Annotated in this window: 27 protein-coding genes; 18 read left to right on the top strand and 9 right to left on the bottom strand. The window is 62.3% G+C overall.

Annotation, left to right across the window (positions count from 1 at the left end; genetic code table 11):
• The 4 genes from DSM107133_RS05600 (at position 1) to DSM107133_RS05585 (ending at position 3383) form a co-directional block, all read left to right on the top strand.
• Positions 1-1434 carry a surface lipoprotein assembly modifier gene (locus DSM107133_RS05600; protein ID WP_114293736.1) on the top strand — a complete coding sequence of 478 codons (1434 nt, stop codon included), beginning with the start codon at positions 1-3 and terminating at the stop codon, positions 1432-1434.
• A 74-nt stretch (positions 1435-1508) separates the two neighbouring features.
• Positions 1509-1937, top strand: a complete 429-nt coding sequence (locus tag DSM107133_RS05595) for a VOC family protein (protein ID WP_114293735.1) — start codon at positions 1509-1511, stop codon at positions 1935-1937.
• Positions 1938-1977: 40 nt separating this feature from the next.
• The gene (locus DSM107133_RS05590) at positions 1978-2652 is read left to right on the top strand and encodes a DUF1194 domain-containing protein (protein ID WP_114293892.1); all 675 of its coding nucleotides are present in this window, start codon (positions 1978-1980) and stop codon (positions 2650-2652) included.
• Positions 2649-3383: a DUF1194 domain-containing protein gene (locus tag DSM107133_RS05585; protein WP_114293734.1), complete on the top strand. Its 735-nt coding sequence runs from the start codon at positions 2649-2651 to the stop codon at positions 3381-3383. The genes DSM107133_RS05590 and DSM107133_RS05585 overlap by 4 nt, the downstream gene beginning before the upstream one ends.
• A 31-nt stretch (positions 3384-3414) precedes the next feature.
• Here DSM107133_RS05585 and DSM107133_RS05580 read toward each other — a convergent pair whose 3' ends face one another.
• The 3 genes from DSM107133_RS05580 to DSM107133_RS05570 all read right to left on the bottom strand — a co-directional run bounded on the left by DSM107133_RS05580 (position 3415) and on the right by DSM107133_RS05570 (position 5208).
• On the bottom strand, positions 3415-3927 hold the full coding sequence (locus tag DSM107133_RS05580) for a winged helix DNA-binding protein (RefSeq protein WP_114293733.1): 513 nt from the start codon (positions 3925-3927) through the stop codon (positions 3415-3417).
• A gap of 620 nt (positions 3928-4547) precedes the next feature.
• Positions 4548-4814 (bottom strand): succinate dehydrogenase assembly factor 2, encoded by a 267-nt coding sequence (locus tag DSM107133_RS05575; protein ID WP_114293732.1) that lies wholly within the window; start codon positions 4812-4814, stop codon positions 4548-4550.
• Entirely contained in the window at positions 4798-5208 is a 411-nt protein-coding gene (locus tag DSM107133_RS05570; RefSeq protein WP_114293731.1) for a helix-turn-helix transcriptional regulator, read from the bottom strand. Before DSM107133_RS05570 ends, DSM107133_RS05575 begins: the two co-directional genes overlap by 17 nt.
• A gap of 110 nt (positions 5209-5318) precedes the next feature.
• On the opposite strand from DSM107133_RS05570, the gene DSM107133_RS05565 reads away from it, so the two are divergent.
• Positions 5319-6521, top strand: a complete 1203-nt coding sequence (locus DSM107133_RS05565; protein WP_114293730.1) for a pyridoxal phosphate-dependent aminotransferase — start codon at positions 5319-5321, stop codon at positions 6519-6521.
• Positions 6522-6668: 147 nt separating this feature from the next.
• Complete coding sequence (locus tag DSM107133_RS05560) at positions 6669-7556, top strand: cation diffusion facilitator family transporter (RefSeq protein WP_114293729.1); 888 nt, start codon at positions 6669-6671, stop codon at positions 7554-7556.
• Between the two features lie 57 nt (positions 7557-7613).
• Here the strand turns inward: DSM107133_RS05560 and DSM107133_RS05555 are convergent, their stop codons facing one another.
• Positions 7614-7979 (bottom strand): hypothetical protein, encoded by a 366-nt coding sequence (locus DSM107133_RS05555; protein WP_162792040.1) that lies wholly within the window; start codon positions 7977-7979, stop codon positions 7614-7616.
• 254 nt (positions 7980-8233) lie between these two features.
• Between DSM107133_RS05555 and DSM107133_RS05550 the strand changes: the two genes are divergently transcribed.
• The gene (locus DSM107133_RS05550) at positions 8234-8635 is read left to right on the top strand and encodes a hypothetical protein (RefSeq protein ID WP_114293891.1); all 402 of its coding nucleotides are present in this window, start codon (positions 8234-8236) and stop codon (positions 8633-8635) included.
• Between the two features lie 431 nt (positions 8636-9066).
• Here DSM107133_RS05550 and DSM107133_RS05545 read toward each other — a convergent pair whose 3' ends face one another.
• Entirely contained in the window at positions 9067-10446 is a 1380-nt protein-coding gene (locus DSM107133_RS05545) for an MATE family efflux transporter (RefSeq protein ID WP_240310543.1), read from the bottom strand.
• Between the two features lie 612 nt (positions 10447-11058).
• Between DSM107133_RS05545 and DSM107133_RS05540 the strand changes: the two genes are divergently transcribed.
• Positions 11059-12018, top strand: a complete 960-nt coding sequence (locus DSM107133_RS05540; protein ID WP_243253540.1) for an IS110 family transposase — start codon at positions 11059-11061, stop codon at positions 12016-12018.
• A gap of 12 nt (positions 12019-12030) precedes the next feature.
• On the opposite strand, the gene DSM107133_RS05535 is transcribed toward DSM107133_RS05540, so the two are convergent.
• The gene (locus DSM107133_RS05535; protein WP_243253586.1) at positions 12031-12435 is read right to left on the bottom strand and encodes an STAS/SEC14 domain-containing protein; all 405 of its coding nucleotides are present in this window, start codon (positions 12433-12435) and stop codon (positions 12031-12033) included.
• A gap of 306 nt (positions 12436-12741) precedes the next feature.
• On the opposite strand from DSM107133_RS05535, the gene DSM107133_RS05530 reads away from it, so the two are divergent.
• Both DSM107133_RS05530 and DSM107133_RS05525 read left to right on the top strand, forming a co-directional pair.
• Positions 12742-13194 carry a cell wall hydrolase gene (locus DSM107133_RS05530; protein WP_240310503.1) on the top strand — a complete coding sequence of 151 codons (453 nt, stop codon included), beginning with the start codon at positions 12742-12744 and terminating at the stop codon, positions 13192-13194.
• Between the two features lie 264 nt (positions 13195-13458).
• Entirely contained in the window at positions 13459-14259 is an 801-nt protein-coding gene (locus DSM107133_RS05525; RefSeq protein ID WP_114293281.1) for a GNAT family N-acetyltransferase, read from the top strand.
• A gap of 26 nt (positions 14260-14285) precedes the next feature.
• On the opposite strand, the gene DSM107133_RS05520 is transcribed toward DSM107133_RS05525, so the two are convergent.
• Entirely contained in the window at positions 14286-14837 is a 552-nt protein-coding gene (locus tag DSM107133_RS05520) for a 2OG-Fe(II) oxygenase (RefSeq protein ID WP_114293282.1), read from the bottom strand.
• Between the two features lie 268 nt (positions 14838-15105).
• Between DSM107133_RS05520 and DSM107133_RS05515 the strand changes: the two genes are divergently transcribed.
• The 8 genes from DSM107133_RS05515 to DSM107133_RS05480 all read left to right on the top strand — a co-directional run bounded on the left by DSM107133_RS05515 (position 15106) and on the right by DSM107133_RS05480 (position 22204).
• Entirely contained in the window at positions 15106-16050 is a 945-nt protein-coding gene (locus DSM107133_RS05515) for a Hint domain-containing protein (protein WP_114293283.1), read from the top strand.
• A complete protein-coding gene (locus tag DSM107133_RS05510; protein ID WP_114293284.1) occupies positions 16050-16571 on the top strand; it encodes a toxin-activating lysine-acyltransferase in 522 nt (173 codons plus the stop codon). The genes DSM107133_RS05515 and DSM107133_RS05510 overlap by 1 nt, the downstream gene beginning before the upstream one ends.
• 169 nt (positions 16572-16740) lie before the next feature.
• Positions 16741-18696 (top strand): DNA topoisomerase IV subunit B, encoded by a 1956-nt coding sequence (locus tag DSM107133_RS05505; RefSeq protein WP_114293285.1) that lies wholly within the window; start codon positions 16741-16743, stop codon positions 18694-18696.
• A 104-nt stretch (positions 18697-18800) separates the two neighbouring features.
• Positions 18801-19409 carry a hypothetical protein gene (locus tag DSM107133_RS05500; RefSeq protein WP_114293286.1) on the top strand — a complete coding sequence of 203 codons (609 nt, stop codon included), beginning with the start codon at positions 18801-18803 and terminating at the stop codon, positions 19407-19409.
• 369 nt (positions 19410-19778) lie between these two features.
• Positions 19779-20189 (top strand): PaaI family thioesterase, encoded by a 411-nt coding sequence (locus DSM107133_RS05495; protein ID WP_114293287.1) that lies wholly within the window; start codon positions 19779-19781, stop codon positions 20187-20189.
• Positions 20190-20297: 108 nt separating this feature from the next.
• On the top strand, positions 20298-20798 hold the full coding sequence (locus DSM107133_RS05490) for an alkylphosphonate utilization protein (RefSeq protein ID WP_114293288.1): 501 nt from the start codon (positions 20298-20300) through the stop codon (positions 20796-20798).
• Between the two features lie 57 nt (positions 20799-20855).
• The gene (locus DSM107133_RS05485) at positions 20856-21539 is read left to right on the top strand and encodes a hypothetical protein (protein WP_114293289.1); all 684 of its coding nucleotides are present in this window, start codon (positions 20856-20858) and stop codon (positions 21537-21539) included.
• Complete coding sequence (locus DSM107133_RS05480; RefSeq protein ID WP_114293290.1) at positions 21539-22204, top strand: DNA-3-methyladenine glycosylase I; 666 nt, start codon at positions 21539-21541, stop codon at positions 22202-22204. Before DSM107133_RS05485 ends, DSM107133_RS05480 begins: the two co-directional genes overlap by 1 nt.
• Before the next feature lie 67 nt (positions 22205-22271).
• Here DSM107133_RS05480 and DSM107133_RS05475 read toward each other — a convergent pair whose 3' ends face one another.
• Positions 22272-23069 (bottom strand): Ldh family oxidoreductase, encoded by a 798-nt coding sequence (locus tag DSM107133_RS05475; protein WP_114293291.1) that lies wholly within the window; start codon positions 23067-23069, stop codon positions 22272-22274.
• A gap of 94 nt (positions 23070-23163) precedes the next feature.
• On the bottom strand, positions 23164-23865 hold the full coding sequence (locus tag DSM107133_RS05470; RefSeq protein ID WP_162792010.1) for a hypothetical protein: 702 nt from the start codon (positions 23863-23865) through the stop codon (positions 23164-23166).
• Between the last annotated feature and the right edge of the window lie 5 nt (positions 23866-23870).

The following is a 23870-nucleotide window of genomic DNA, read 5'->3' as shown; positions in this document are numbered from 1 at the left end:
ATGGCACGCTTTCCCCGCAAGGCATTGCTGTGCGCTGTGGGACTGGCGGTGTGCGCTGTTGCGCAAGCGCCGCTGGCCGAAACACGGATCAGCCCCGCCGAAATGGAAAAGGCGGCCAAGCTGAGCCTGGCCGCCGGCGCCGATGCGCAGGCCGTGACGCTGGCCGATGCGCTGCTGGCGCGTGACGGGGCGGATGCGACGGCGCATATGATCCGGTCGCGGGCGCTGCGCAATCTGGGGGATTTTGCCGCCGCCGAAACCGCGGCCCGTGCGGGGTGGCAACATGCAAGAACCGATGAAGAGAAGTTTTCGGCGGCACTGCTGACCGCACAGGCGCTGTCGTCGGCAGGCAAGCGGACGCGGGCGCAGCTGTGGTTGCGCCGTGCCCATCAGGTGGCCCCGACCCCGCAACATGCGGCGCGCGCCACGCAGGATTTCAAATATGTGCAGCGGCGCAATCCGTGGAGCACGCATTTGTCGTTCACGCTTGCGCCCAACAGCAACATCAACAACGGGTCGGCGCGCGACTCTTCCATGCTGTTTTACAAGGATCTTGCGCTGGTCTACGCAGCGGGTTTGATACCTGAGCTTGGCGCCGAACTAAAGGCGCTGTCGGGGCTTGAGCTGGGGGCGGATGTGCAATCGCGCTATCGGTTCAAACAGACCGAACGCACCGCGCATGATCTGCGTCTGGGCCTGTCCTATCGCAGCTATGTCCTGTCGAAAAACTCTCGGGACGATCTGGACGCCGAGAATGCCGCACGGGTGGCGGCAGGCAACGATCCGCTGGATATTTCCGGCAGCGATTATGCCTATGGCACGCTGCGTCTGGGCTATGGGTTCAAACAGTTGCGTGCAGACCGGCGCGGCGAATTTTCCCTGACGGCGGATCTGGGCCAGACCTTTCTGGCCGGTGCGCGTTACAACAGCTTTTTGCGCGGCAATGTCGGGCAAAGCTATTACGTCGACCAGACCACCAAGCTGCGTTTTGATCTGGGCGCGGACCTGCGGCAGGCGCAGCGCGGCGCGGACACAGAAACCTATAGCCTGTCGACCGGCATCAGCAAGCAACTGGGCGGTGGCAACGGGCTGTATCTGGGGGCGACGGTTGCCGCACAAAGCTCGGAAAGTGCGCGGCTGGAGTATCAGGAAGTGCAATTGCGCGGTGGCTATGTGATCGGCAAGCCGGTTCTGGGCACCGCCATCCAGATTGGCGTTGGCACCAGCTATCGTGATTACGACGTGTCGCCGCACGACCCGACGGGGCGCCGCGATTTCGAGATTTCGGCAGATGTGACAGCGACCTTTCGCCAGATCGACTATTACGGGTTCAACCCCACGATGCGGCTGAGTGCGTCGACCACCAACAGCAATATCGGCCTGTATGATGTGAACCGCGTCGGCCTGAGCATCGGCATTGCCTCGGCGTTTTGACGCGACACGTCTCGACACTGCGGCCCTGCGCACTAGGATGAGAGGCAATCGCATCTCAAGACTGGAGCACAGGCATGCCACTTAAATATTTGCACACGATGGTACGGGTAAAGGATCTGGAGACATCCATGGCCTTTTACGAAATGCTGGGGCTGAAACAGACCCGCCGCATGGACAGCGAACAGGGCCGGTTTTCGCTGATTTTCATGGCCGCCGAAGGGCAGGAAGACTGCCCGATCGAGCTGACCTATAACTGGGATGGCGATGATGCGCTGCCCGACGACAGCCGCCATTTTGGCCATCTGGCCTATGAGGTCGATGACATTTACGCAATGTGCCAGACATTGCAGGACAACGGTGTGACGATCAACCGCCCGCCGCGCGACGGGCATATGGCGTTCGTGCGCTCGCCCGACAACATCTCGATCGAGCTGTTGCAGGCCGGTGACCGGCTGGCCCCGCAAGAGCCCTGGGCCAGCATGGAAAACACCGGTCACTGGTGATGGGGTGAAACACGCCCTGATCGCCTTGTGGTGGGGCCTGATGGCCCTGCCCGCCAGCGCCGAACAGTGCCGGTTGGCATTGCTTCTGGCGCTGGACGTGTCTTCGTCGGTCGATGCGGCAGAGGACACGTTGCAGCGGCAGGGTCTGGTGGCGGCGCTGACCGCGCCCGAGGTTCGGGCGGCGTTTTTTGCCACCGACGACCCTGTGGCGCTGGCGGTTTATGAATGGTCGGGGCGTTACAATCAGGAAATCGTGCTGGACTGGCTGGTGGTGCGCGGCCCTGCCGAATTGTTGACGGCGGCCGAGATCGTGGCCGCGTCGCGCCGCTCGCACAATGATTTTCCCACCGCGATGGGCTATGCGCTGGGGTTCGGCGCGGGGCTGTTCGACCGTGCGCCCAGCTGTCTGCATCAAACGCTGGACATGGCGGGGGACGGGCAGAACAACGAAGGGTTTGGCCCGCAGGCGGCCTATCGCGAGTTCGGTTTTGACACGATCACGGTGAACGGGCTGGTGGTGAATGCCGCCGATTTCGAGGCCGAGGTCGGGCTGATCGCCTTTTATCAGCGGCAGGTGTTGCACGGGCCCGGTGCCTTTCTGGAGGTGGCGCAGGGGTTCGAGGATTACGAGCGCGCGATGCGGCGCAAGCTGGAGCGCGAGCTGGCGCCGCCGGTGCTGGGGGCGCTGCCTGTGGACGGGCGGGAACGCGGATGAGGCTGCTGGTGCTGCTTTTCTGCGTTGTGGTCGGCGCGGGGTCGGCGCAGGCGGCGTGCCGTCAGGCACTGGCGCTGGCGCTGGATGTGTCGGGGTCGGTGGATGCGCGCGAATACCGGCTGCAACTGGACGGGCTGGCGCAGGCGCTGGATGCGGGCAGCGTGCGCGGGGCGGTGTTGCAACAGCCGCAGACCCCGGTGCTGCTGGCGGTCTATGAGTGGAGCAACCCTGATGACCACACGTTGCTGATTCCGTGGACGCCGGTGACCTCGGAACAGGGGCTGGATGACATCATTGCGCGGCTGCGCAGTACCGGACGCGTGCCACGTTCGCCCGGCACCGGTCTGGGATCGGCGATGCAATTCGGTGTGGCCCTGCTGGAGCAGACCGATTGCGCGCGCCATACGCTGGACATTTCGGGGGATGGCAAATCCAACCTTGGCCCGCGTCCGCGCGATGTGAAACGGCAATTGGCGGGTCGCGATGTGACGATCAACGCGCTGGTGATCGGGGCCGACGCCCCCGCCACGGGCGACCGCAGACAGGCCGAGATTTCCGAGCTGAGTTCCTATTTCCGCGCCGAGGTGATTTTCGGCAGGGATGCTTTTGTCGAAACCGCACTGGGGTTCGAAGGATATGCAGAGGCGATGCAACGCAAGCTGGAGCGCGAATTGCAGGTTCTGATACTGGGACAACTGGCCGCGCCGTCGGGCGTGATCCCGCCAGAATAGAACGCCCCGAGGGGGCGGCTCCGCTGCCGGATCAATAGATATAGCGGATCTGGTCGGCCCAGTAGCGTTCGACCCGTTTGAGCGTGCCGGTGATGGTGTCGATGCCATCGACACTGAGCACATCGCCCGATTGCAGCCCGTCGGCGTGGCGCTCGAACAGATCGCTGACGGTGTCGCGGATCATGCGCCCGTTTTCGGTCAGACGTACCCGCACCGAGCGGCGGTCGATCTCGCAACGCTGGTGGTGCATATAGCCCATTTCGACCAGCTTTTTCAGGTTATAGCTGACGTTGCTGCCCTGATAATAGCCGCGGCTTTTCAATTCGCCGGCCGTCACCTCGTTGTCACCGATGTTGAACAGAAGCAGCGCCTGCACCGCGTTGATTTCCAGAATGCCGACGCGTTCGAATTCATCCTTGATCACGTCCAGCAGCAGGCGGTGCAGGCGTTCGACCAATGACAGGGCTTCGAGATAGCTGCCGATATACCCTTTGCCCGCGGCAGCGTCTGCGGGCACCTTCAGGCCAGATTCCTGAATGCTCATTTTTCAACTCCGACTCGTTCAATCTGGGGAGGAGAATGGGGAGAATTTGACAATAAACCGTTAAGTTGGGTTGTGGGGTGTTTGTTGGAGGGTGGGTGGATTCCGGGCTTTCGCTGTGCATGCGAAGGTTCCGTGCCAGAGTTGCAAAAGCGGCCATTCAAGCCCTAGCAACCCGAAGCCCCATGCTGCGCTGCACTCCAAGGTCGGCTGTGCGCAGGGAGGGGGCTTTGCAAAGTTTGGCCCATTTCCCGACCGGGGCCTTTCGTTTAGACTGCGGCGAACGGCGGTAGAGAGCCCTTGCCGTTTGTCACCTGCGCGGATTCAAGGCCGCAGGCCGCCGCGCATCGCCGGGCCGCCCCCCGGCACGGCGATTTGGCTTCTGTAGTGTCTGACAGATAGTTAGGATGTGTTTGGCTGCCATAAACTGCCAGTCACTGAGGTCGGATCGCCGCACCACGGCCCGACGATGCGCGGCTTTGCGAACCGCAGCAAAGTCCCGCACTGCCGACCTTTGGCAAACAAGAATGCTGCAAAATCTATCGAACGTCTGCTACGGGTAAGCTGCATCGCAGCGATTGGGCATCTGTGCCAATGGCACCTCCGGACCGGAAGCCCCGACCTTAGAGGTCAGGGCTTTGGAATTGCACGGAAATCCGTGCGATCAGGTCGGCGAAGCGCGGCGGCGCGGCCACCTGCCCCGTCACCCATTGGTACAGGTCCTGATCGTTCTCGTTCAGCATGTCGTCGTAGAGCGTCAGCGCCGCGTCGTCCATCTGGTGCAGGGTGTCGTCGGCATAGGCCGACAGGATGATGTCCATTTCCTTGATCCCGCGCCGCATGGAGCGCATTTTCAGGCGTTTGAGGCGGTGTTCATGCTGCTCCGGCATCGGCGTTCTCCTGCACGAGCTTGCGCAGGGCTTTTTCCATCCGCGCCACTTTTTCAGCCTTGGCCACCAGATCGGCGCGCAAGGAGCGCAGGTCGGCCAGCAGAATGCGCATGTCGCGCGGCAGCGGGTCTTCCTCGGGCGAGGCCAGACCTTCGCCTTCGCCGTTGATCAGCCACATCATCGACACGTTCATCAACCCGGCCATCATCGACAGGCGGTTGGCGCGCGGCTCGTTGCGGTCTTCTTCCCAACCGCGCACGGTGGACAGGCGCACGCCCAGGCGGCGGGCCAGATCTTTCTGGCTGAGTCCGGCGGCTTCGCGTGCGGCTGCCACCCGGTCGCCAAAGGTTGCGGCGTCCTGGCTGTACCAGTCGTTGCTGTCGTCGTCAGTCATTTATATGTCCTCTTTCAATCTTCGGTTAAGTGCGTGATCGCGCTTGTGCTTGATCGCGCGTCGGGCCCCGCCTATGAGTCGCATGGTAATGCTAGACCTGCGAGGCTCAGATGAAACTGCTTTCCACGACACTCGAACGTGTCAAACCGTCTCCGACCATTGCAGTAACAAACAAGGCGGCGGAATTGAAGGCTGCGGGCAAGGATATCATCGGATTGGGCGCCGGAGAGCCGGATTTCGACACCCCCCAGCACATCAAGGACGCCGCTGTGGTGGCGATTGCGCTGGGCAAGACGAAATACACGGCCGTGGATGGCATTGCAGAGCTGAAGCAGGCGATTTGTGCCAAGTTCAAGCGCGACAACGGGCTGGACTATGTGCCGGCGCAGGTCAGCGTATCGTCGGGTGGCAAGCAGGTGTTGTACAACGCGCTGATGGCGACGCTGAACGAAGGGGACGAGGTGGTGATTCCCGCGCCCTATTGGGTCAGCTACCCCGATATGGTGCTGCTGGCCGGTGGCACGCCGGTGATTGCCGAGGCGTCGTTGCAGACGGGGTTCAAGCTGACCGCCGACCAGCTGGAGGCGGCGATTACGCCCAACACCAAATGGTTTATCTTCAACTCGCCGTCGAACCCGACGGGGGCGGGGTACAGCCGCGACGAGCTGAAGGCGCTGACCGATGTGCTGATGCGCCATCCGCATGTCTGGGTGATGTCGGATGATATGTACGAGCATCTGGCCTATGACGATTTCGAGTTCTGCACCCCGGCACAGGTCGAGCCGCGTCTGTACGACCGCACGCTGACGGTGAATGGCGTGTCCAAGGCCTATGCGATGACCGGCTGGCGGATCGGCTATGCGGCGGGGCCGCAGGAATTGATCGGGGCGATGCGCAAGGTACAGTCGCAATCCACCTCGAACCCCTGCACGATCAGCCAGTGGGCCGCTGTCGAGGCGCTGAACGGGCCGCATGATTTCATCGCCGAGAACAACGCGGCATTCGTGCGGCGGCGCAATCTGGTGGTCGAGATGCTGAACGCGGCCGAGGGGATTTCCTGCCCGGTGCCGGAGGGGGCGTTTTACGTCTATCCGTCGATTGCCGGGTTGATCGGCAAGACCAGCCCTGCGGGGGTCGAGATTGTCGATGACGAGGCGTTCGCCACGGCGCTGCTGGAGGAAACCGGCGTTGCGGTGGTGTTTGGGGCGGCCTTCGGGTTGAGCCCGAATTTCCGGGTCAGCTATGCGACCTCGGACGCGGCGCTGAAAGAGGCGTGCACGCGGATACAGGGGTTTTGTGCAGGGCTGACGTGAGGGGGGCGGATGTGAAGGCATCCTGACGGCGCCACACAGGGCAGCGCCCCCACCTGCAAATGAACCTGATATTCATTCGCAAAAACAGCGGGTTGCGAAGCTGTTCCTGCCCGTCTATCTGACGGGCACGCCGCAAAGGACCGCCCGATGACCACGATCAAGCTTGCGATTGGCAGTATTCTTGTGGGCTTTGCGGTTCTGGGGCTGAAAACGCTGGCCTATTGGATGACCGGTTCGGTGGCGCTGTTGTCGGATGCGCTGGAAAGCACGGTCAATGTGGCCACGGCCTTTGCCGCGCTGATCGCCATTCGGGTCGCGGCCAAGCCTGCGGATGCCGACCACCCCTGGGGTCACCACAAGGCCGAATTTTTCAGCGCGGTGCTGGAGGGGGTGATGATTATCGTCGCCGCCCTGCTGATCCTGCACGAAGCCTTTGGCGGGGTCATGGCCCCTGCCCCGCTGGACGCGCCGCTGGAAGGGCTGCTGGTGAACATGGGGGCCACCGTCATCAACGGGGTCTGGGCCTGGGTGCTGATCACACGCGGGCGGGCGCGCAAATCGCCGGCACTTGTGGCCGATGGCAGGCATCTGGTCAGCGACGTGCTGACCTCGGTCGGGGTGGCGCTTGGGGTGTTGCTGGCGGTGGCGACGGGCTGGTGGATACTGGACCCGCTGCTGGCCGCGCTGGTGGCGGTCAACATCCTGTGGTCAGGCTGGAAGATCGTGAAGGAGTCGCTGAGCGGGTTGATGGACGAAGCGGTGTCGGACAGGACGCTGGCACGCATCCGCGAGATTATCGCGGTTCAGGCTGACGGGGCGATGGAGGCGCACGATCTGCGCACGCGCCATGCGGGGCCGGCAGTTTTCATTGATTTCCATCTGGTTGTGCCCGGCGAAACCACGGTCTTCGAGGCGCATGAAATCTGCGACCGGATCGAGAACGCGCTGAAAGAGGCGCTGGATGTGACCCATATCACCATTCATGTCGAGCCCGAGCACAAGTCGAAACAGACCGGTATTATCGTTCTGGATTGAACGCTGCGCGCGTTGATCCTGCGCATCTGCCTTGCAGGCGCGCAGGTTTTTCAGACGTCAGCCTGTAGCAGCTGTTCCGGCTGTGCCGGTTCCTCCACCGCCGCCCGGGACGCAATCTGCTTGGGTTGAACCGTCGGCACAGGTTGGCGGCGGACCGCAGGGCACGGTGGCTCCGGTGGTGTCGAAACAACCATCCGGGTATATGGGGTCACCGTATTTCCCGGAAAAAATGGGACCGACGGTGATGGGCACGGGCGGTTCCTTGGCGGCACAGGCCGCAAGCGACAAAGCAAGCAACGCGACGAGAAAACTCTTCTTGATAATCATGGCAGTAATTTCTCCCTGAAAATTCGGACCTTTCACCGAGAGAGCGAAACCAACCTGGTTCTCGGTCCCAACGGCAACGATTCCGAAAGCGGACATTCCAAAAGCGGGATGTCATGGTCGACAAATACCCTATCCTGCCGGAATTAAGCAAGATTTTTAACGTTTGCGTGATCCGTCGGGCCAATGTCGGGGCTTTCCGCCTGCCTGATCTGCGGTGGCCTGTCGGGAATGTCGTTGGGACTGTCACGCGGAATGGCGCGCGGAACGAGGCGGGATAAAAATCTTTGCCTGACAAGCTGGTGCTGGTAGACCCGAAGACAGGCAGGCAGTTTACGTTCAGGGATGACATGATGGCAGGCGAATTGCCCGACTATTACTTCAGGGTACGCGAAAACGGCGCAGCGGTGTTTCGCATCGACACCGAGAACCGGCAGCGCCGGATCGAGATGGACCAGATTGCCGTGGTCAACATCCGCAATGGCGAGGTCAAGCCGCAGGGCGACCGCACACTCAGCGCGGCGGACATGGCCGAGATCAAGGCATGGATGGCGGCGCGCCAGGCGCTGCTGGCGGCGCGCGATATGGATGATATTCACCGCGCCATCGACTATCTGAACCTGACAACCCAATGGGTTCAGTCCAAGGCCAGCGACGACCAGCTGGAAGATGTGACCGATGCGCTGCTGCTGGCGATGCACGATCTGCGCAGCGTGCTGGTGCGCAAGAAGGCCGACCGGCTGATGCAGGGCTAGTGCCGAATTTTTGGCTCGCGCCAGGGTGCCATGCCAAGCCATTTCGATCCAAATGCGAAGTCCTGCTGGCTCAAACCTGACCTTGGACGTCGCATGGAGCAAGGTCAGCTTCGCGGACTTTGCTGCCGTTCACCAAAGCCCGGAATCAAGGCACGAAGTGCCGCCGGGCAGCGCCCGACCGCCCCATGGGCGGGCGCTTTCTCACCGTGTTTCACTTCTTTTCCCGCACGCCAAAGACGATAAATAAAGTGGTATCCACTGGCCTTCCGATGCCCACCCGCGGTCAGGCACTGCCCTGTGTGGGTAGATCATTCAGGACTCAAACCGGACTCTCGCTGCATTTTTCACGAATGACCGCTTACCTCCTGCCCTGTCGTTCAGACGTGCCGCCGCGCTCTGGTTAAATGTCGCCTTTGCCTGGTATCTGACAGTCAGGCGCGCTCCACCTTGGGAAAGCTGACCCGCCAGAACCGCCAGGCCAGCGACAGGGCCGCAGCGCCCAGGCCGACCACAAGGCCGAACCACACGCCGACACCGCCAAGATCAAGGACAAAGCCCAGCAGATAGGCCGTGGGCAGGCCGACGACCCAGTAGCTGACCGCTGCCAGCACCATCGGCACCGAAGTGTCCTGCACCCCGCGCAACAGGCCCAGCGCGATCACCTGCACCCCGTCGACCAGCTGGAACAGCGCCGCCACGGCCAGCAGGCCGACGCCGATGGCCATGATCTGGTCGCGCGCGGGTTCGCCGCTTTGGACAAAGGCCGAGATCAACGCCTCGGGGAACAGCAGAAAGACCGTGCTGGTCAGCACCGACATGCCCAGCGACAGCGCAAAGGCGGTACGGGCGCCACGCGCCATATGCGCCGCGTCGCGCCGCCCCAGCGCATTGCCTGCGCGGATGGTGGCGACGTTGGACAGGCCCAGATGCACCATGAACGCCAGCCCCGCCAGTTGCACCGCGATGCCATGGGCGGCCAGCGGCACGGTGCCCAGCCAGCCCATCATCACGGCGGATGCCGAGAACAGGCCAACCTCGGACAGGCTGGTGATGCCGATGGGCAGCCCCATACGGAACACCCGCGCCAGCATGTGCCAGTCGGGCCGCCACAGGCGCACAAATATCTGGTGTTCGGGCAGCACGCGCAGCGCATAGAGGATCACGCCCGCAAGGCTGAACACCTGTGTCGCAACCGATGCAATCGCGGCCCCGCGCACGCCCAGTTCGGGCGCGCCCCAGTTGCCGAAGATCAGCGCATAGTTGGCCAGACCGTTCACCAGCGCCGCCCCCAGCGTGATCCACAGCACGATCTGGGTGCGCCCCAGCGCGGCAAGATAGGATTTCATCACCATGACAAGCAGCGCCGGTATCATGCCCCAGCCCGCAACCCCCAGATACAGCGCCCCGTCGCGCGCCACCTGTTCGGTTTGCCCCAGCATCCGCAGCACCGGTTCGGCCCAGATCATCACCGGCAGCACCAGAATGCCAAAGCCGGTCGACAGCCACAGCCCCATGCGCGTGACGCGGCGCAACGAGGTTTCGTCGCCCTCGGCATCAAAGGAGGCCACAAGCGGCATCACCGCCCAGGCAAAGCCGCTGCCCATCAGGAACAGCAGGAAGAAATAGGTCGACGCCAGCGTCACGGCGGCCAGCGCCTCGATGCCGTACCAGCCCAGCATCACGGTATCGGTGACGGCAATCGCCATCTGCGCGATATGGCCGCCGATCAGCGGCAGGCCCAGCGTCAGCATGGTTCGGGCGTGGCCCGGATAGGTCATCCGCGGCGTCGGGGTTTGCGTCATGGCTGTCATGCCCAAACCTGTAGCCGCAGAGCACTGCCAATAAAAGAGGCGTTTTCAAAACACGTTCAGGTGGGTGTCTTCAGGGTCAGACCCGTGGGTCACGCAGGGCGCTTTTGGGGGCCTTTTGGATGGGCCACGAGGGTCTGGGGTCTGGACCCTAGGCACTGGAACCATTAATCTTACATACTCAGCGGCTATTTCACGAAATTGCAAGGGTTTGGGGCGCACAGCCAATAGTGGTTCTATTTGCAAGCGACCCAAACCCTTGAGATGAAGTGAAATCGCCGCCCTTCGGGTTTGACGGATTTTCCCGCAGCCTTCGTCACATCTGCTTGAAATAGAACCACTATTCTTGCGCAGATGCTCCTAGTCTGCGAAAAAATCTGTCAAACTGAGTATGTAAGATTAATGGGTCCAGAGCCTTCTGTATCTCCGATCTGTTATTGTTCCCCCGTCAGCGACCTTGGCCGAGGTCACTGACGGGACGGTGTATGGCGTCAGAGCCTTGTGGCCCAAGTTGAACTGGGACCACGTTTGCTAGCGAGCCAGCACTGTCTCTCTTCATCCATCTCGAACAGTTGCTTGTGGCCAGCTTGGACCACGGATCAGAAGGAAGAGAACATGAACAGGATAACACGAGACGCAATCCTTGGCATAGATGTCAGCCGCGATTGGCTGGACATTCATTGCCTGCCAAGCAATCAGAGACTTCGATTGCCCAATTCCGAGGACGGGCATGCGCGCGTGGGCGCCCTGGCAAAGTCAGCCTGTGCGCTGGTTTGTTTTGAGGCCACAGGGGGGCAGGAATGGCGTCTGTGGTCGGCCCTCGACGTTGCAGGGGTCGCGACCAGGCAACTGCCGCCCGCGCAAATCAAAGCCTTTGCCGCCAGCCGGGGCACGCGGGCGAAAACGGATAGGATCGACGCGGAGCTTATCGCGCGGTTCATGGCCTTTCGGCCTGATGCAGGGCGGACCTTGCCGCATGAAAAGATACGTCTTCTCAGGGCTTTGGTGTCCAAGCGTGGTCAGCTCGTCGAAACACGCAAACGGCTTTTGGCGCAAATCAAGGCGCATGCGAAACTGGGTTCGGATGATCTGTTCGACGTCATGGATGGTGACCTGAAAGACCTACTGGATCGCCAGATTGCAGGACTTGAGGTCCGGATCGAACAGATCATCGCCTCAGAGGAAGGCCTTGCCACGACTGCTGCCATCTTGCGTTCAGTTCCCGGCATTGGCCCGGTCGCCAGCACGATGTTGATCGCTGAAATGCCGGAACTCGGCCAGATCACGGGCGAACAAGCCGCCGCGCTGACAGGCCTTGCGCCCATTGCCCATGACAGCGGCGCGATGCGGGGCAAGCGCGCTATCGGAGGCGGCCGGCGCCCGCTGCGACACGTTATGTTCCAGGCGGCGCTCGTCGCCAGTCACCACAATCCCGTCCTGAAGCCGTTCGCAGACCGCCTTCGCGAAGCCGGAAAACCACACAAAGTGATAATCACCGCCGTCGCAAGAAAGCTTGTGACAATCGTGAACGCCCTTTGCAAAAGTCGGCAGAAATGGACTACTCAACTCGCTTGAGAAATACAGTTGCTAGACAGGATAGTTTTCATCCTCTTTATCCCCGTTGCCGTCCCCCGCGAGCCAACGCTCGGCGGCATCGCCCTGCGCCAGTTCGAAGCTTTTTATGTCAAGTGAGGGGATCACCTTTCCCTCGATCTCGGCGGTGGTGCGCAGCCAGGCCACATCGGACAGCACGGCACATCTGTCGAACCGCAGGATCGCCGCCATCAGCCTGGGCAAGCGGATCAGCTCGGCGCCCCAGGCGCCCATCGTCGGCATTTCGAAGTTCTGGATCGCAAACAACATCTTCCCGTGGCTGACGCCTTGGGAGGCTGCAATCATCCGGTCCAGCGCGTCACCCATCATTTCGGAATCCAGCGGGCCGGACAGCACAACGTCAACACGGTTGGCCGAGGGTTTGGTCACAGTCATCATGGTGATCGTCCTTTTCTGTTTGAAGAAGGATAGCTCCTTTGTGAACCAGCCGTGTTGATTCAGGTCAAGTGGCAGGCTGCGCCGGCATCTGTTTGCCGGCAAGCGAACAGCTGCCGACCGGGGGCTGTCCTGCACGCTGCGCGCATTCGCGGGGCGAAAAAGCGGTGCGGTGCTCTTGCCTGTGTCGGGAAATTGCTGAAAGACTGCGGCGCAATCCATACCGGTGACACCAAGGTCCGAAGGCTTGTGAATTTGCAGCGTCTGAACACCAAACGACAGATCATTGCAGGGCTGGCCGGCCTGACCGTGCTGGCGGGATGCGGCGGGTCTGCCTCGCGCCATCCCCTTTCGGCGGCCGAGGTCGATTGCATGGCGCGGGCGATGTACTTTGAATCGCACCGTTCCAGCCGCGACGGGATGGTTGCCGTCGGCACGGTGGTGATGAACCGCGTTCACTCGGACGCCTTTCCCGACACCGTCTGCGGCGTCGTGGGCCAGAAGAACCAGTTCGCGCCCGGAGTCATGAGCAAGCCAATGAGCGGTGCATCCGCCACGCTTGCCAGAGAGACCGCGCAGGCGGTTATCGCCGGCGAAAGGCACCCGAAGATCGCGCGGGCAAAGTTCTTTCATGCGGCCTGGTATCAGGCGTCTTACAACAACATGCACTATGTGGTGACGACCGGTGGCAACGCTTTTTATGAAAAGCGCCGGCCCGAGCTGGTGACATCCCCCTACCCGCTGCCGGCGTTCAAGGGCTGAGCGGGCTTGCGCCTGCGCGCCAGTACAGGCGGATCGCGGCAGTGATATCCGTCACCGCGCGCTGCGGATAGCAATGTGATGCTGTTCCTGATAGTGACGAGCTGTCGCAGACGGTAACGGAGTGCACATGCGCGGGCCAACCGGCGCTGCCGGGCGGGTCAACCGGCGCTGCCGGGCGGGGCGACGGATTTGTCGGAAACGACGCAGGCCCGCATCTGTGCCAGAGCTGACTGCGCGCAGGCAATGAAAGGAAGGTGCTTCAGCATGACCGCTGGCTTTTCTCCCTATTTCGGCGCGCCGGACTTACAGGCGCTGCAAGCGGCCCGCGACGCGCAGGTGGCAGAGCTGACTGACATGCCCGGCGCCGTTGTCCATGCCCGCACGTTTTCAAGCGATGATCCGGCAAGGCTGGGCTGGGACCGGTTGCGAAAACATATGGCCGACGAAGGCGTTGCCACCCTGCGTGGCGTCGATGCCGCGACGGTCGAGGTCGCGCGTCAGGAACTGTGCCGCTATGATCCCAACTTGCACCTTTGGGATCTGTTCATGGCCGATGCACAGACCATCCACGACGTTTGCGGGGGGATCGTGTCCAATGGCCTGCCCGATGGTGTGACGCCTGTGCCGGATCAGGAGATCACACCGCAGAACGCGCAGGAGGTTCAGGCCTTTTTGACGGATCAGGGGGTGTCGCCGTTTTCAACAGATGCCTTGCTGGGCAAACTGTTCCCGGCGCGGCTTGTCGTCTTGCAGGATCGGGGCGGCAAAATCGTCGCCGCCGGGTTTGCCGCAATGACCCACAACCGTCACAGCCCGTTTTTCAAATCCGCATGGGTCGGTCTGATTGCCGTTGATCCGGCACAACGTGGTCTGGGGCTTGGCAAATTGGTGGACGCGATGTGCAACCTTGTGGCCGTGACCGAGCTTGGGGCGATTTCAACGATGGAATTCGTCGCGCAGGACAACGCGCCCTCGCGGGCGATGCTGGAAAGTTGCGGGCTGCGGCAGGTCAAGGGGAAGTCGGTGGTGATGTTCTCGACCTCTGCCGAGCGTATGACACGGTAGTTTCGGGGCCTGCCTGCCCTGCCGCCTTATCGAAACGCAGGCCCGTGCGCCCAGACAGTCAGCGAGTGACGCACGCCGCTGCGCACCGGTGTCACCTGGTGCAGGGTAAAGCTGGGGAAGATGCTGACGCTGCCCTGCGCGCGGCTGGCTTCCAGCACCTGCGCGCCCGGCATCACTTCGAGCGTGCCGCCCTCGTAATCCTCTGGCGGCGACAGTTGCAGCACCAGCGTCAGCTTGCGCTTGGCCGAGACCGGCCCGCCGCCGATGTCCGAATGCCAGACAAAATGCCCCGCAGCGGTGGCGCGGTAGATCGCCACCTGCGGGCTTTCCTCGAAAGCGGTCAGATCAAAACCGAAGTGGTCACGGTTGGCGCGGCGCACCAGATCAATCAGCCGGTCCATGACCCAGCCCAGACCGTCCACCTCGTCGGTCCAGACCAGATCGGCCCTGCGCATGTTGTGGTCGCGGTTGCGCCCGACCAGCAGGGCCGGATCGGTGGGGGCCTGGGCGATGGCGGCAATGATCGCATCGCATGCGCCCACGCTGAAGGCTTCGGGTATCGTATGCATAGACAGCATTGTTCGGGTCTTTCGGACAGGGGGTATCGTGGTTTCGGTGCCCGTAATGCGGGACCAGCAACCGGTCACACAGCATAGCGCCGCGCCGCCGTCTTGTCCTGCGATTTAGGGTCTGGACCCATTAATCTGTCCGATGGCGGGCAGCAGGCGGATTCCTGCGGGGGGTCGGGGGAAGAAACTGGACGGAAGTTGCAACCTATGAGATAGTATCTCTGCACTGCACAACCATAAGAAAACCCAATCAGGCAGGCACCGAGGCAGGTAGGTTATGTCCTATAATATCAGTGAAACATCCGGGAATTCTTCGGGTGGCGCGTCAGCCGGTTTTGATGTCTGGACGTTCAACGTGGCCTTTTCCGATGCCACCGTCCGCGGCGATTTCGACGAGGACACCAATCAGGACGGCATCGGCGAAAGGGAAGCCACGAGCTATCAGTTCTCGGCCCTGAGCACGACGCAATTCGGCACGCTCAGCGTCAACACCAGCACCGGCCGGTTCACCTTTACCATCAACCAGGCGGCGGTCATCGCCTCGGGGTCGAACCAGACTGTCGAATTCACCGTCACCGGCTCACGCGGCTTTAACTCGGACGCGGACCGGGTGGTGATCAATATCGCGGTCTGTGTGCTGCGCGGCACCCGCATCGACACCGCGCGTGGCCGTGTCGCGGTTGAAGCGCTGGAGGTGGGGGATCGGGTGCAGACGCTTGATTCGGGCTATCAGCCGGTCCGCTGGCTGGGGTCGCGGCGGTTGGGGCGGCGTGATCTGGAAAACGCGCCCGAATTGCGTCCGATCCGGCTGGCCAGGGGGGCCTTGGGCGCGCAATGCCCCGATCAGGCGCTGGTGGTGTCGCCGCAGCACCGCGTGCTGGTGTCGGGGTGGAAAGCCGAGCTGCACTTTGGCCAGTCCGAGGTTCTGGTGCCCGCCAAATGTCTGGTCAACGATCTGGACATCACGATTGCGCATGATCTGGAGGATGTGGAATATTTCCACATCCTGTTCGACCGCCACGAGATCATGGTGACCAATGGCGCGCTGACCGAAAGCTTTTTCCCCGGCGACTATGTGCTGGATGCGCTGGACCAGCCGGTGCGCGACGAGCTGGCCGCACTGTTCCCCGCGCTGCTGGCCGACCCCGACGGTTTTGGCCCTGCGGCGCGCGCGTCGGTCAAGGTGACCGAGGCGGCTGTCTTGCGCAGCGGGCTGCATTGATGGCCCCCCTGACCGACACCATGGGCGTGGTGATGCCCGAAAGCGAAGCGCCAACGGAGGCACGGTTGCGGGCCTATGGCGACTTCCTGTTTCTGGCCTTTCGCAGCGACTGGCACCAGCGCATGACCATGGCGAACCTGCGCTCGGCCTTTGAGGCGCCGATCGCGCTGGACCAGTACCGGATTTTCCGTTTTGACGGGGTGCCGCGCGGGTTGATCACATGGGCGCGGATGAGCGCCGAGGCCGAGCGCAAATATGTGGCGGGTGAGTTGCTGGACCCCGAGGACTGGCAGTCGGGCGACCGGCTGTGGCTGATCGACATGATCGCGCCCTACAAGGGGCTGGCGGCCAGCATCACCCGTTGGGTGATGGTGCCGGGGCAGTTCACCGATGCGACGTTCAGCTTCCGCCGCGTAAGCGCGGATCATGCGACGCGGCGGATCGTGACGATTGATCTGACCCGACCGGATGACAAGGCGCGGGTGTTGTCAGAGGCGGATTTTCTTGGGGGTGGCCGGTAGGCTCTGGCCCCAAAGGGCAGCGTCCGACCGGGGTTCGGCGCCTTGAGCCCCGGATGCGGTAAAATCTTGCGGGTCGCAAGAACCTGGAAAAGCCGCGCCTCTTCCCCCTTTCGTCATCTTCCCTGCTCTGCCATTATACCCGCCAAGTATAAAAAAGTGAGCAGCCCTTATGAGCGACCTTCTGTCCGGGTCCGAACCCGCTTCGGATTATGATGCCTCCTCGATCCAGGTGCTGGAGGACATGGAACACGTCCGCCTGCGCCCCGGCATGTATATCGGCGGCAAGGACGACCGCGCGCTGCATCATATGGTTGCCGAAATCATCGACAACTCGATGGACGAGGCGGTGGCGGGACATGCCACATGGATCGAAGTCGAGCTGCACGAGAACGGCCATGTGTCGGTGCGCGACAACGGGCGGGGGATTCCCACTGGCCCCCACCCCAAGGACCCGACGAAATCGGCGCTTGAGATCATCTTTTGCACGTTGAACGCGGGCGGCAAGTTTTCCGGCGACAGTTACGAGACCTCGGGCGGTCTGCACGGGGTTGGCTCGTCGGTGGTCAACGCGCTGTCGGATCATCTGCGGGTCGAGGTGGCGCGCAACAAGGAACTCTATGCGATGGAGTTCTCGCGCGGTGTGCCGCAGGGCAAGCTGGAGCGGATCGGCGCCGCCCCCAACCGGCGCGGCACTGCCGTCACATTCCACCCCGATGCGGATATTTTCGGGTCGCTGAAGCTGAAACCCGCGCGGCTGTTCAAGATGGCGCGGTCCAAGGCCTATTTGTTCTCGGGCGTTGAAATCCGCTGGAAAACCGCGATCAACGACGGCGAGACGCCGCAAGAGGCCAAGTTCCACTTTCCCGGCGGTCTGGCGGATTACCTGAAAGAAGCGATGGGCGGGGCCAGCACCTATTCCGAGTCTCCCTTTGCCGGATCGGTGTCGTTTGAAAAGTTCAAGGTGCCCGGCAAGGTCGAATGGGCGATCAACTGGACCCCTGCCCGCGACGGGTTCATCCAGTCCTATTGCAACACCGTGCCCACGCCCGAGGGCGGCACCCACGAGGCCGGTTTCTGGGCGGCGATCCTGAAGGGTATCAAGGCCTATGGGGAGTTGGTGAACAACCGCAAGGCCGCGACGATCACCCGCGAGGATCTGGTGGCCGGTGCCGGTGCGCTGGTGTCCTGTTTCATCCGCGAGCCGGAATTCGTCGGCCAGACCAAGGACCGGCTGGCCACGGTCGAGGCGCAGCGGATGGTGGAAAACGCCGTGCGCGACCATTTCGACAACTGGCTGGCGGCGGATACGAAATCGGCGGGGGCGATCCTGGATTTCCTGGTGCTGCGCGCCGAGGAACGGTTGCGGCGGCGGCAGGAGAAGGAAACCTCGCGCAAGACGGCGACGCAAAAGCTGCGCCTGCCCGGCAAGCTGACGGATTGTTCGTCGAAATCGCGCGAGGGGACCGAGCTGTTCATCGTCGAGGGCGACAGTGCGGGCGGGTCGGCCAAGATGGCGCGGGACCGGCGCACGCAGGCGCTGCTGCCCTTGCGGGGCAAGATCCTGAACGTGCTGGGCGCGGCGTCATCCAAGCTGGGATCGAACGCGGAGATTTCCGATCTGTCACAGGCACTTGGGGTGTCTTTGGGGGCGAAGTTCAACGTCGATGACCTGCGCTATGACAAGGTCATCATCATGACCGATGCGGACGTGGATGGCGCGCATATTGCGGCGCTGCTGATGACGTTCTTTTTCACCCAGATGCGCCCGATGATTGATGCGGGGCATCTGTATCTGGCCTGTCCGCCCTTGTACCGGCTGACGCAGGGGTCCAAGCGTGTGTACTGTCTGGACGAGGCCGAGCGGGACATCTGGCTGGAGAAGGGTCTGGGCGGGTCGGGCAAGATCGACGTGTCGCGGTTCAAGGGTCTGGGCGAGATGGACGCGAAGGACCTGAAGGACACCACGATGAACCCCGCCACGCGCAAGCTGATCCGGGTGACGATCGACGAGGACGAGCCGGGGCAGACCGGCGATCTGGTCGAGCGGTTGATGGGGAAAAAGCCGGAGTTGCGGTTCGAGTATATCCAGGACAATGCGCGGTTTGTTGAGGAGCTGGATGTTTGAGTGGGCGGGCAAAGTCTGACATCAATGCAATCGACACAATACTCGCTCGAATTGGTCACGAACACTATTTGGTAGAATGCCAAATAGGATGGTCAAGATCAATTATGCAGAATTGGGATGTTTTTACAGATAAGATTGATGGTTCCTATTCTGGCCGCGCACTATCAGTCGCAGATATTTCTATAACTCAAGGGCTAATATTCTTCATTACGCGCAGCTTGGAAGATAACTCATTTTCCCATGTAAGATTATTGAAGCTACTTCAGCAGAACAAATCGACGATCATCGAAAGATGGGCAGAACGTGAGGGCTTCCAATCCAACGAAGTTAATGAAGAGGGCATGCTTAGTTTACTCAGGGCATTGCAAGTTAGCCTGGACGACATAGAGCAAAGCCCCATTTGCCGCAGTTTATCAGCCATGAGAGACTCGTATTTGGGACATCGCTTAACCAAAGAGATATTTGATAGAAAAGTTCAAAAGAAAAATGGCTCTACCGAGAAATTTGGAACCGCAGAAGTTATTGAAACGGCAGAAAAAATCATCCAGATAGGGCATCAAGCCTCTATTATTTGGGACGGGGGCGTCTGGCATTCAAAAGGATCATCCGAAATTTGTTCTAGACAGTTTGCTGCGCTCTGGAACGCACTTCCACATCTAAAGGAATATGAAGAGAAGTTCTTTGATGGCGACATTCCGAAACTGAAACAATAGACTTCGACTGAAGTTCGTATTTACATTCGACTTGTGCCAACATTGAGCGCCAATACAAGCGCCTGACCGCGGGTCTGTAGCCGTCTTGCAAAAGGTCCTGTGGACCTTTTGAGGCGAAAGAAGGCGCAAGCCTCGGGGGCGTCGCAGACGCGCCCGCCCATGGGGGCGGTCGGGCGCGGCGAAAACGCGGGGCGTTTCCGCTGGTGCGATACACATAGGTTGCAATTCGCGGTCGACCTCTCGCACGATGCTGCGCATCATGCTGCCGGTTTACGCGCAGCCCAGCGGGCTGCGCTGAGGCGCTTGTGTGGTTCTCTTCGGGCAATCCTTGTGTAAGCTGCCCCGAAACCCCACCACAGGACACCGCCCATGACCCCCACCGCCGCCCAAGACATCCTTGATACCATGTTCGCCCCCTGGGTGCTGGCCTTGCAGCCGCGTGTGGCCTCGATTGATGCGGCGCATTGCACGCTGAACATCCCCATCACCGCTGACATTGCGCGGGCGGGCGGGATCGTCTCGGGGCAGGTCATGGCGACGCTGGCGGATACGGCGATGGTGCTGGCGTGCATGGGGCATGCGGGCCAGATGATACCGGTGTCGACCGTCACGCTGGACACGCAATTCCTGCGCCCCGGCAGCGGCGACAGCATCACCGCGCGGGCCGAGGTCACGCGGGCGGGCAAGGGCACCATATTCACCCGCTGCACGTTGACCGCGCATCCCTCGGGCAAGGACATTGCGCTGGCCACGGCCACTTTCGCGAAGCCTGCGGGCTGACAGGGACACCACAGATGCTTGATGGATCATCTTTTTGCGCCAGGGGCGGCTAATTCCCTGTCCTTGCGCGGCAAACCATGGCAGAGCAGGGACAAAGAGGAGACCGCCATGCCCTGCCCCCTGTGTGACACCGACGCCCCGCTGATCGACACCCCCGTATCCGGCGGCCCCAAGGGCAGCGTTGCCATCTGCGCCACCTGTGCCGAACAGCTGGACGCGCCGCAGGCCGATCATTTCCGCGCGCTGTCCTCGACCATGTGGTCGGAAGACCCCGCCGTGCAGGTGCTGGCCTATCGCATCCTGAAAAAGCTGGACACCGACTGGGCGCGCGACGCGCTGGACATGCTGTATCTGGACGAGGACACGCTGGCCTGGGCGCAGGATGTGCCTGCCGACACCGGCCACCGCGATGCCAACGGCGTGCCGCTGGCCGTGGGGGACAATGTGGTGCTGATCAAGGACCTGCCGGTGAAGGGCGCGAATTTCACCGCCAAGCGCGGCACGCCGGTGCGTGGCATTTCGCTGGTCATGGACAACCCCGAACATATCGAGGGCCGTGTCGAGGGGCAGCGAATCGTGATCCTGACCCAGTTCGTCAAGAAAAAGTAAGGCAGCGGGCGGTTTACCCCCTTGCCTGAGGCGGCGATTGCCGCCTTAGTTGGGTCTATGCTGATACGCCCGATGATCGCCCTTTTGTTGCTGCTGTGCGCCTGCGGGCGGCCAATGACACCGGCCGAGGTGGCGTTTTCGAACACCATTCACGGCACCGGTCTGGACACGTCCAAAGTGCGGCTGGTGGACGGCGCCCCGACGCGGTCGGTCACCTTCCAGCGCAAGGCGCGGCCCCGCACCACCTGTCGCGAGCGTATCCTGCCGCCGCCGACCACGGCGATGGTCACGGCCAAGCCTGCGGCTGTCACCCTGTTCAACCATGTGCTGTTCGACGAGGATTGGTATCTGGACGATTACCTGCCCGATTACCCCGACAAGATCGGGCTGATCGCCGCGATGCTGCTGAGCCACGAGCTGACCCATGTGTGGCAATGGCAGAACCGCAAGACCACGGGCTATTCGCCGCTAAAAGCCGCGTCGGAGCATGAGCGCGGGGCCGATCCCTATCTGTTCGATCTGGAGCGCAATCCGAAGTTTGGCGACTACGGCTATGAACAACAGGGGTCGATTGTCGAGGAATTCGTCTGTTGTCGCGCACTGGCCCCCACCGCGCCGCGCACGCAGCGGCTGCATGCGCTGATCGCGCAGGTGATGCCGGTGGCTCCGTTGCCCGAACGGCGGCAAAGTGATGTGCGGATGCCCTGGGACGGGGTCGAGCTGAAAGGGATTTGCGACTGATGCGGGATTTTCAGGAGATTTTCGACATTGCCGCCGAGCGCAAGGGCGGCGCTGCGGCGCTGGAGGAGTTGCTGGGCAGCGGGCCGTTGTCTGCGGACGCATTGGCCGCGATCCCCGAGGACCGCTGGCTGTCGCAGATGACGCGCTGTGTGTTTCAGGCCGGGTTCAACTGGAAGGTCATCGAGGCCAAGTGGGACGGCTTCGAGGCGGCCTTCAAGGGCTTTGACGTGGGCGCCTGTGCGATGATGGACGACGACTGGTTTGACCGGCTGATGGCGGACAAGGGTGTGGTGCGCAACGGGCCCAAGCTGGCCACGGTGCGCGAGAATGCGGTGTTCCTGCTGGAGTTGCGCGCCGAGGGCGGCGTGGGTGCGGTGCTGGGCGGCTGGCCGTCCAGCGATTACATCGGGTTGCTGGAGATGCTCAAGACGCGCGGGGCGCGGCTGGGGGGCATGACGGGGCAATATGCCATGCGCTTCATGGGGCGCGACAGCTTTGTTCTGTCGCGCGACGTGGTGGCGCGGCTGGTGGCCGAGGGGGTGGTGGACAAGGCCCCGACCTCGAAGGGGGCGATGCGGGCGGTGCAGGGGGCCTTTGATACCTGGATGGACCAGTCGGGGCGCGGGCTGACCCATATCAGCCGGGTGCTGGCGATGAGTGTGTGAGGGGGATCTTTGCCCCTGCGCGGGAACAGGGCCGAAGTCCGCCTTAGGGTCCCCTAGGGTCCAGACCCTAGGCCAGGGCTTTTGCGGCCAGATCCTGCACCTGTGCCCACAGCGTGTCGGGCAACTCCAGGCTGTCCTGGGTGGCGGGCAAGGACTGTGGCAGCGATTCGGTGGAGCTGAGGGCGGCAAGGCGGCTGGCGAAGCCGGCCGTGCCTGTGGGGTCGATGATGATGTAATACTGGCCGCGCGCCTGTGGCGAGGTATCGGGAGGCGACAGTTCGCCATTGGTATTTGCGGCCAGCAGGTCGGCCATCAGGCACAGTTGCCGACCCATGTCATTGTCCTGTGCTGTGCCCTGCCCCATAATCGCCGGATCGACATGCATGGCCAGACCGCCTCGTCCGTCGGGCACGGACAGGGCGGCGGCCCGGCTGCCGTCGGGCCAGTGGGTCGCGCCGATGGCGATAAAACCGGCCAGTGCGATCTGTTCGGTGAAATAGCCCAGCGTGATGCCGCCAAACACCTGCCCCACGGCCAGCGTTGCCACGCCGTGACGGCGCGCCGCGTCCAGCGCCGGCGCCAGCCCGTAGGCAAAGGCCGGCGGGGCAAAGCCCATCTGCGCATCGACATGCACCACAGCCGGGCGCAGGGTGCTGACAACAGGTGTGACATCGCCCAGCACGCGCCCTGCATCCAGTTCGTCACATAAAACCGGCAGTTGCGCCAGCCCGCCGACATGGTCGCCCGTGGCCTGGGCACGGCACAGGGCGCGGGCCATTTCGGCACCGGCAAAGGGCGCGGCACCGTGACGTATCAGGGCCGCCTGGGCGGTACGTTCAAGCTGGTCCAGGGAAACTGTGGCCATTTGCTGCGTCCTGTCCTGTCCATCCGTGAGTGGGATGGTTCAGACAGTCAGGCGAAATTTTGCGAAACGGTCAAGCGTCAAGATGCAACATAACCTATTCAGGCAAGGCTGTGCCTGTGGCGACAAAGACGATATCGGCCTGTTCAACGGGGGTATCCACCCCCGGCAATGTCAGGGTGACTCCGTTGGACAGGGTGATGCGCAGACCCTGTGCGGTGATCTTTTGCCTGCGCATGGACAGCGCTTCGGGCGTGTCGGAGACGATGGCGATGCAATCGGTGCCGGGGGTGAAGCCGTGCAAGGTCACGTTGCCGGTAACGGGGGCGCCGGCCGGTGGGTCGGCGGGGATATCCCGCGTGCCCATATAGCTGCGGGGCTGGCCGTCCCGCGTGGTGTAGCTGCCGTAATAAAGGACGCCGCTGGTGTCTGCCGCTGTTTCGGGCCTGGTCTCGGGGGCCGTATCGGGCGCGCTGGCCGTCGTGCTGTCAGGATCTGAGTCCGGCGTCTCCTCCTCTTCCTCCACAAAGGTCACCGCCGCTTCATCAACCGGCGTGTCCAGCCCTTCGAGCAATACGGATGCCCCCGTCGAGAACGTGACAACCAGCCCGGCGCGGGTGCGTTTCTGGCCGGTGATCGCCGCATCCTGCCCCGCAGGGACGGCGATCAGCAGCACGTCTTCGGCGGGATCGAACCCGCTGATGGTGGTGCGGTTGTTGGCATCGGGCGCGCTGCCGCTCCTGGCGAGTCTGGCCAGCACATCCGCGTCGAGGCTGTCGTGTGACAGATGATCTTTCATGCCGC

This window comes from Pseudosulfitobacter sp. DSM 107133 (assembly GCF_022788695.1).
In the GTDB taxonomy this organism is placed as follows: domain Bacteria; phylum Pseudomonadota; class Alphaproteobacteria; order Rhodobacterales; family Rhodobacteraceae; genus Pseudosulfitobacter.
The sequence above is the reverse complement of the archived record's forward strand: the minus strand, read 5'-3'. Positions and strand labels throughout refer to the sequence as shown.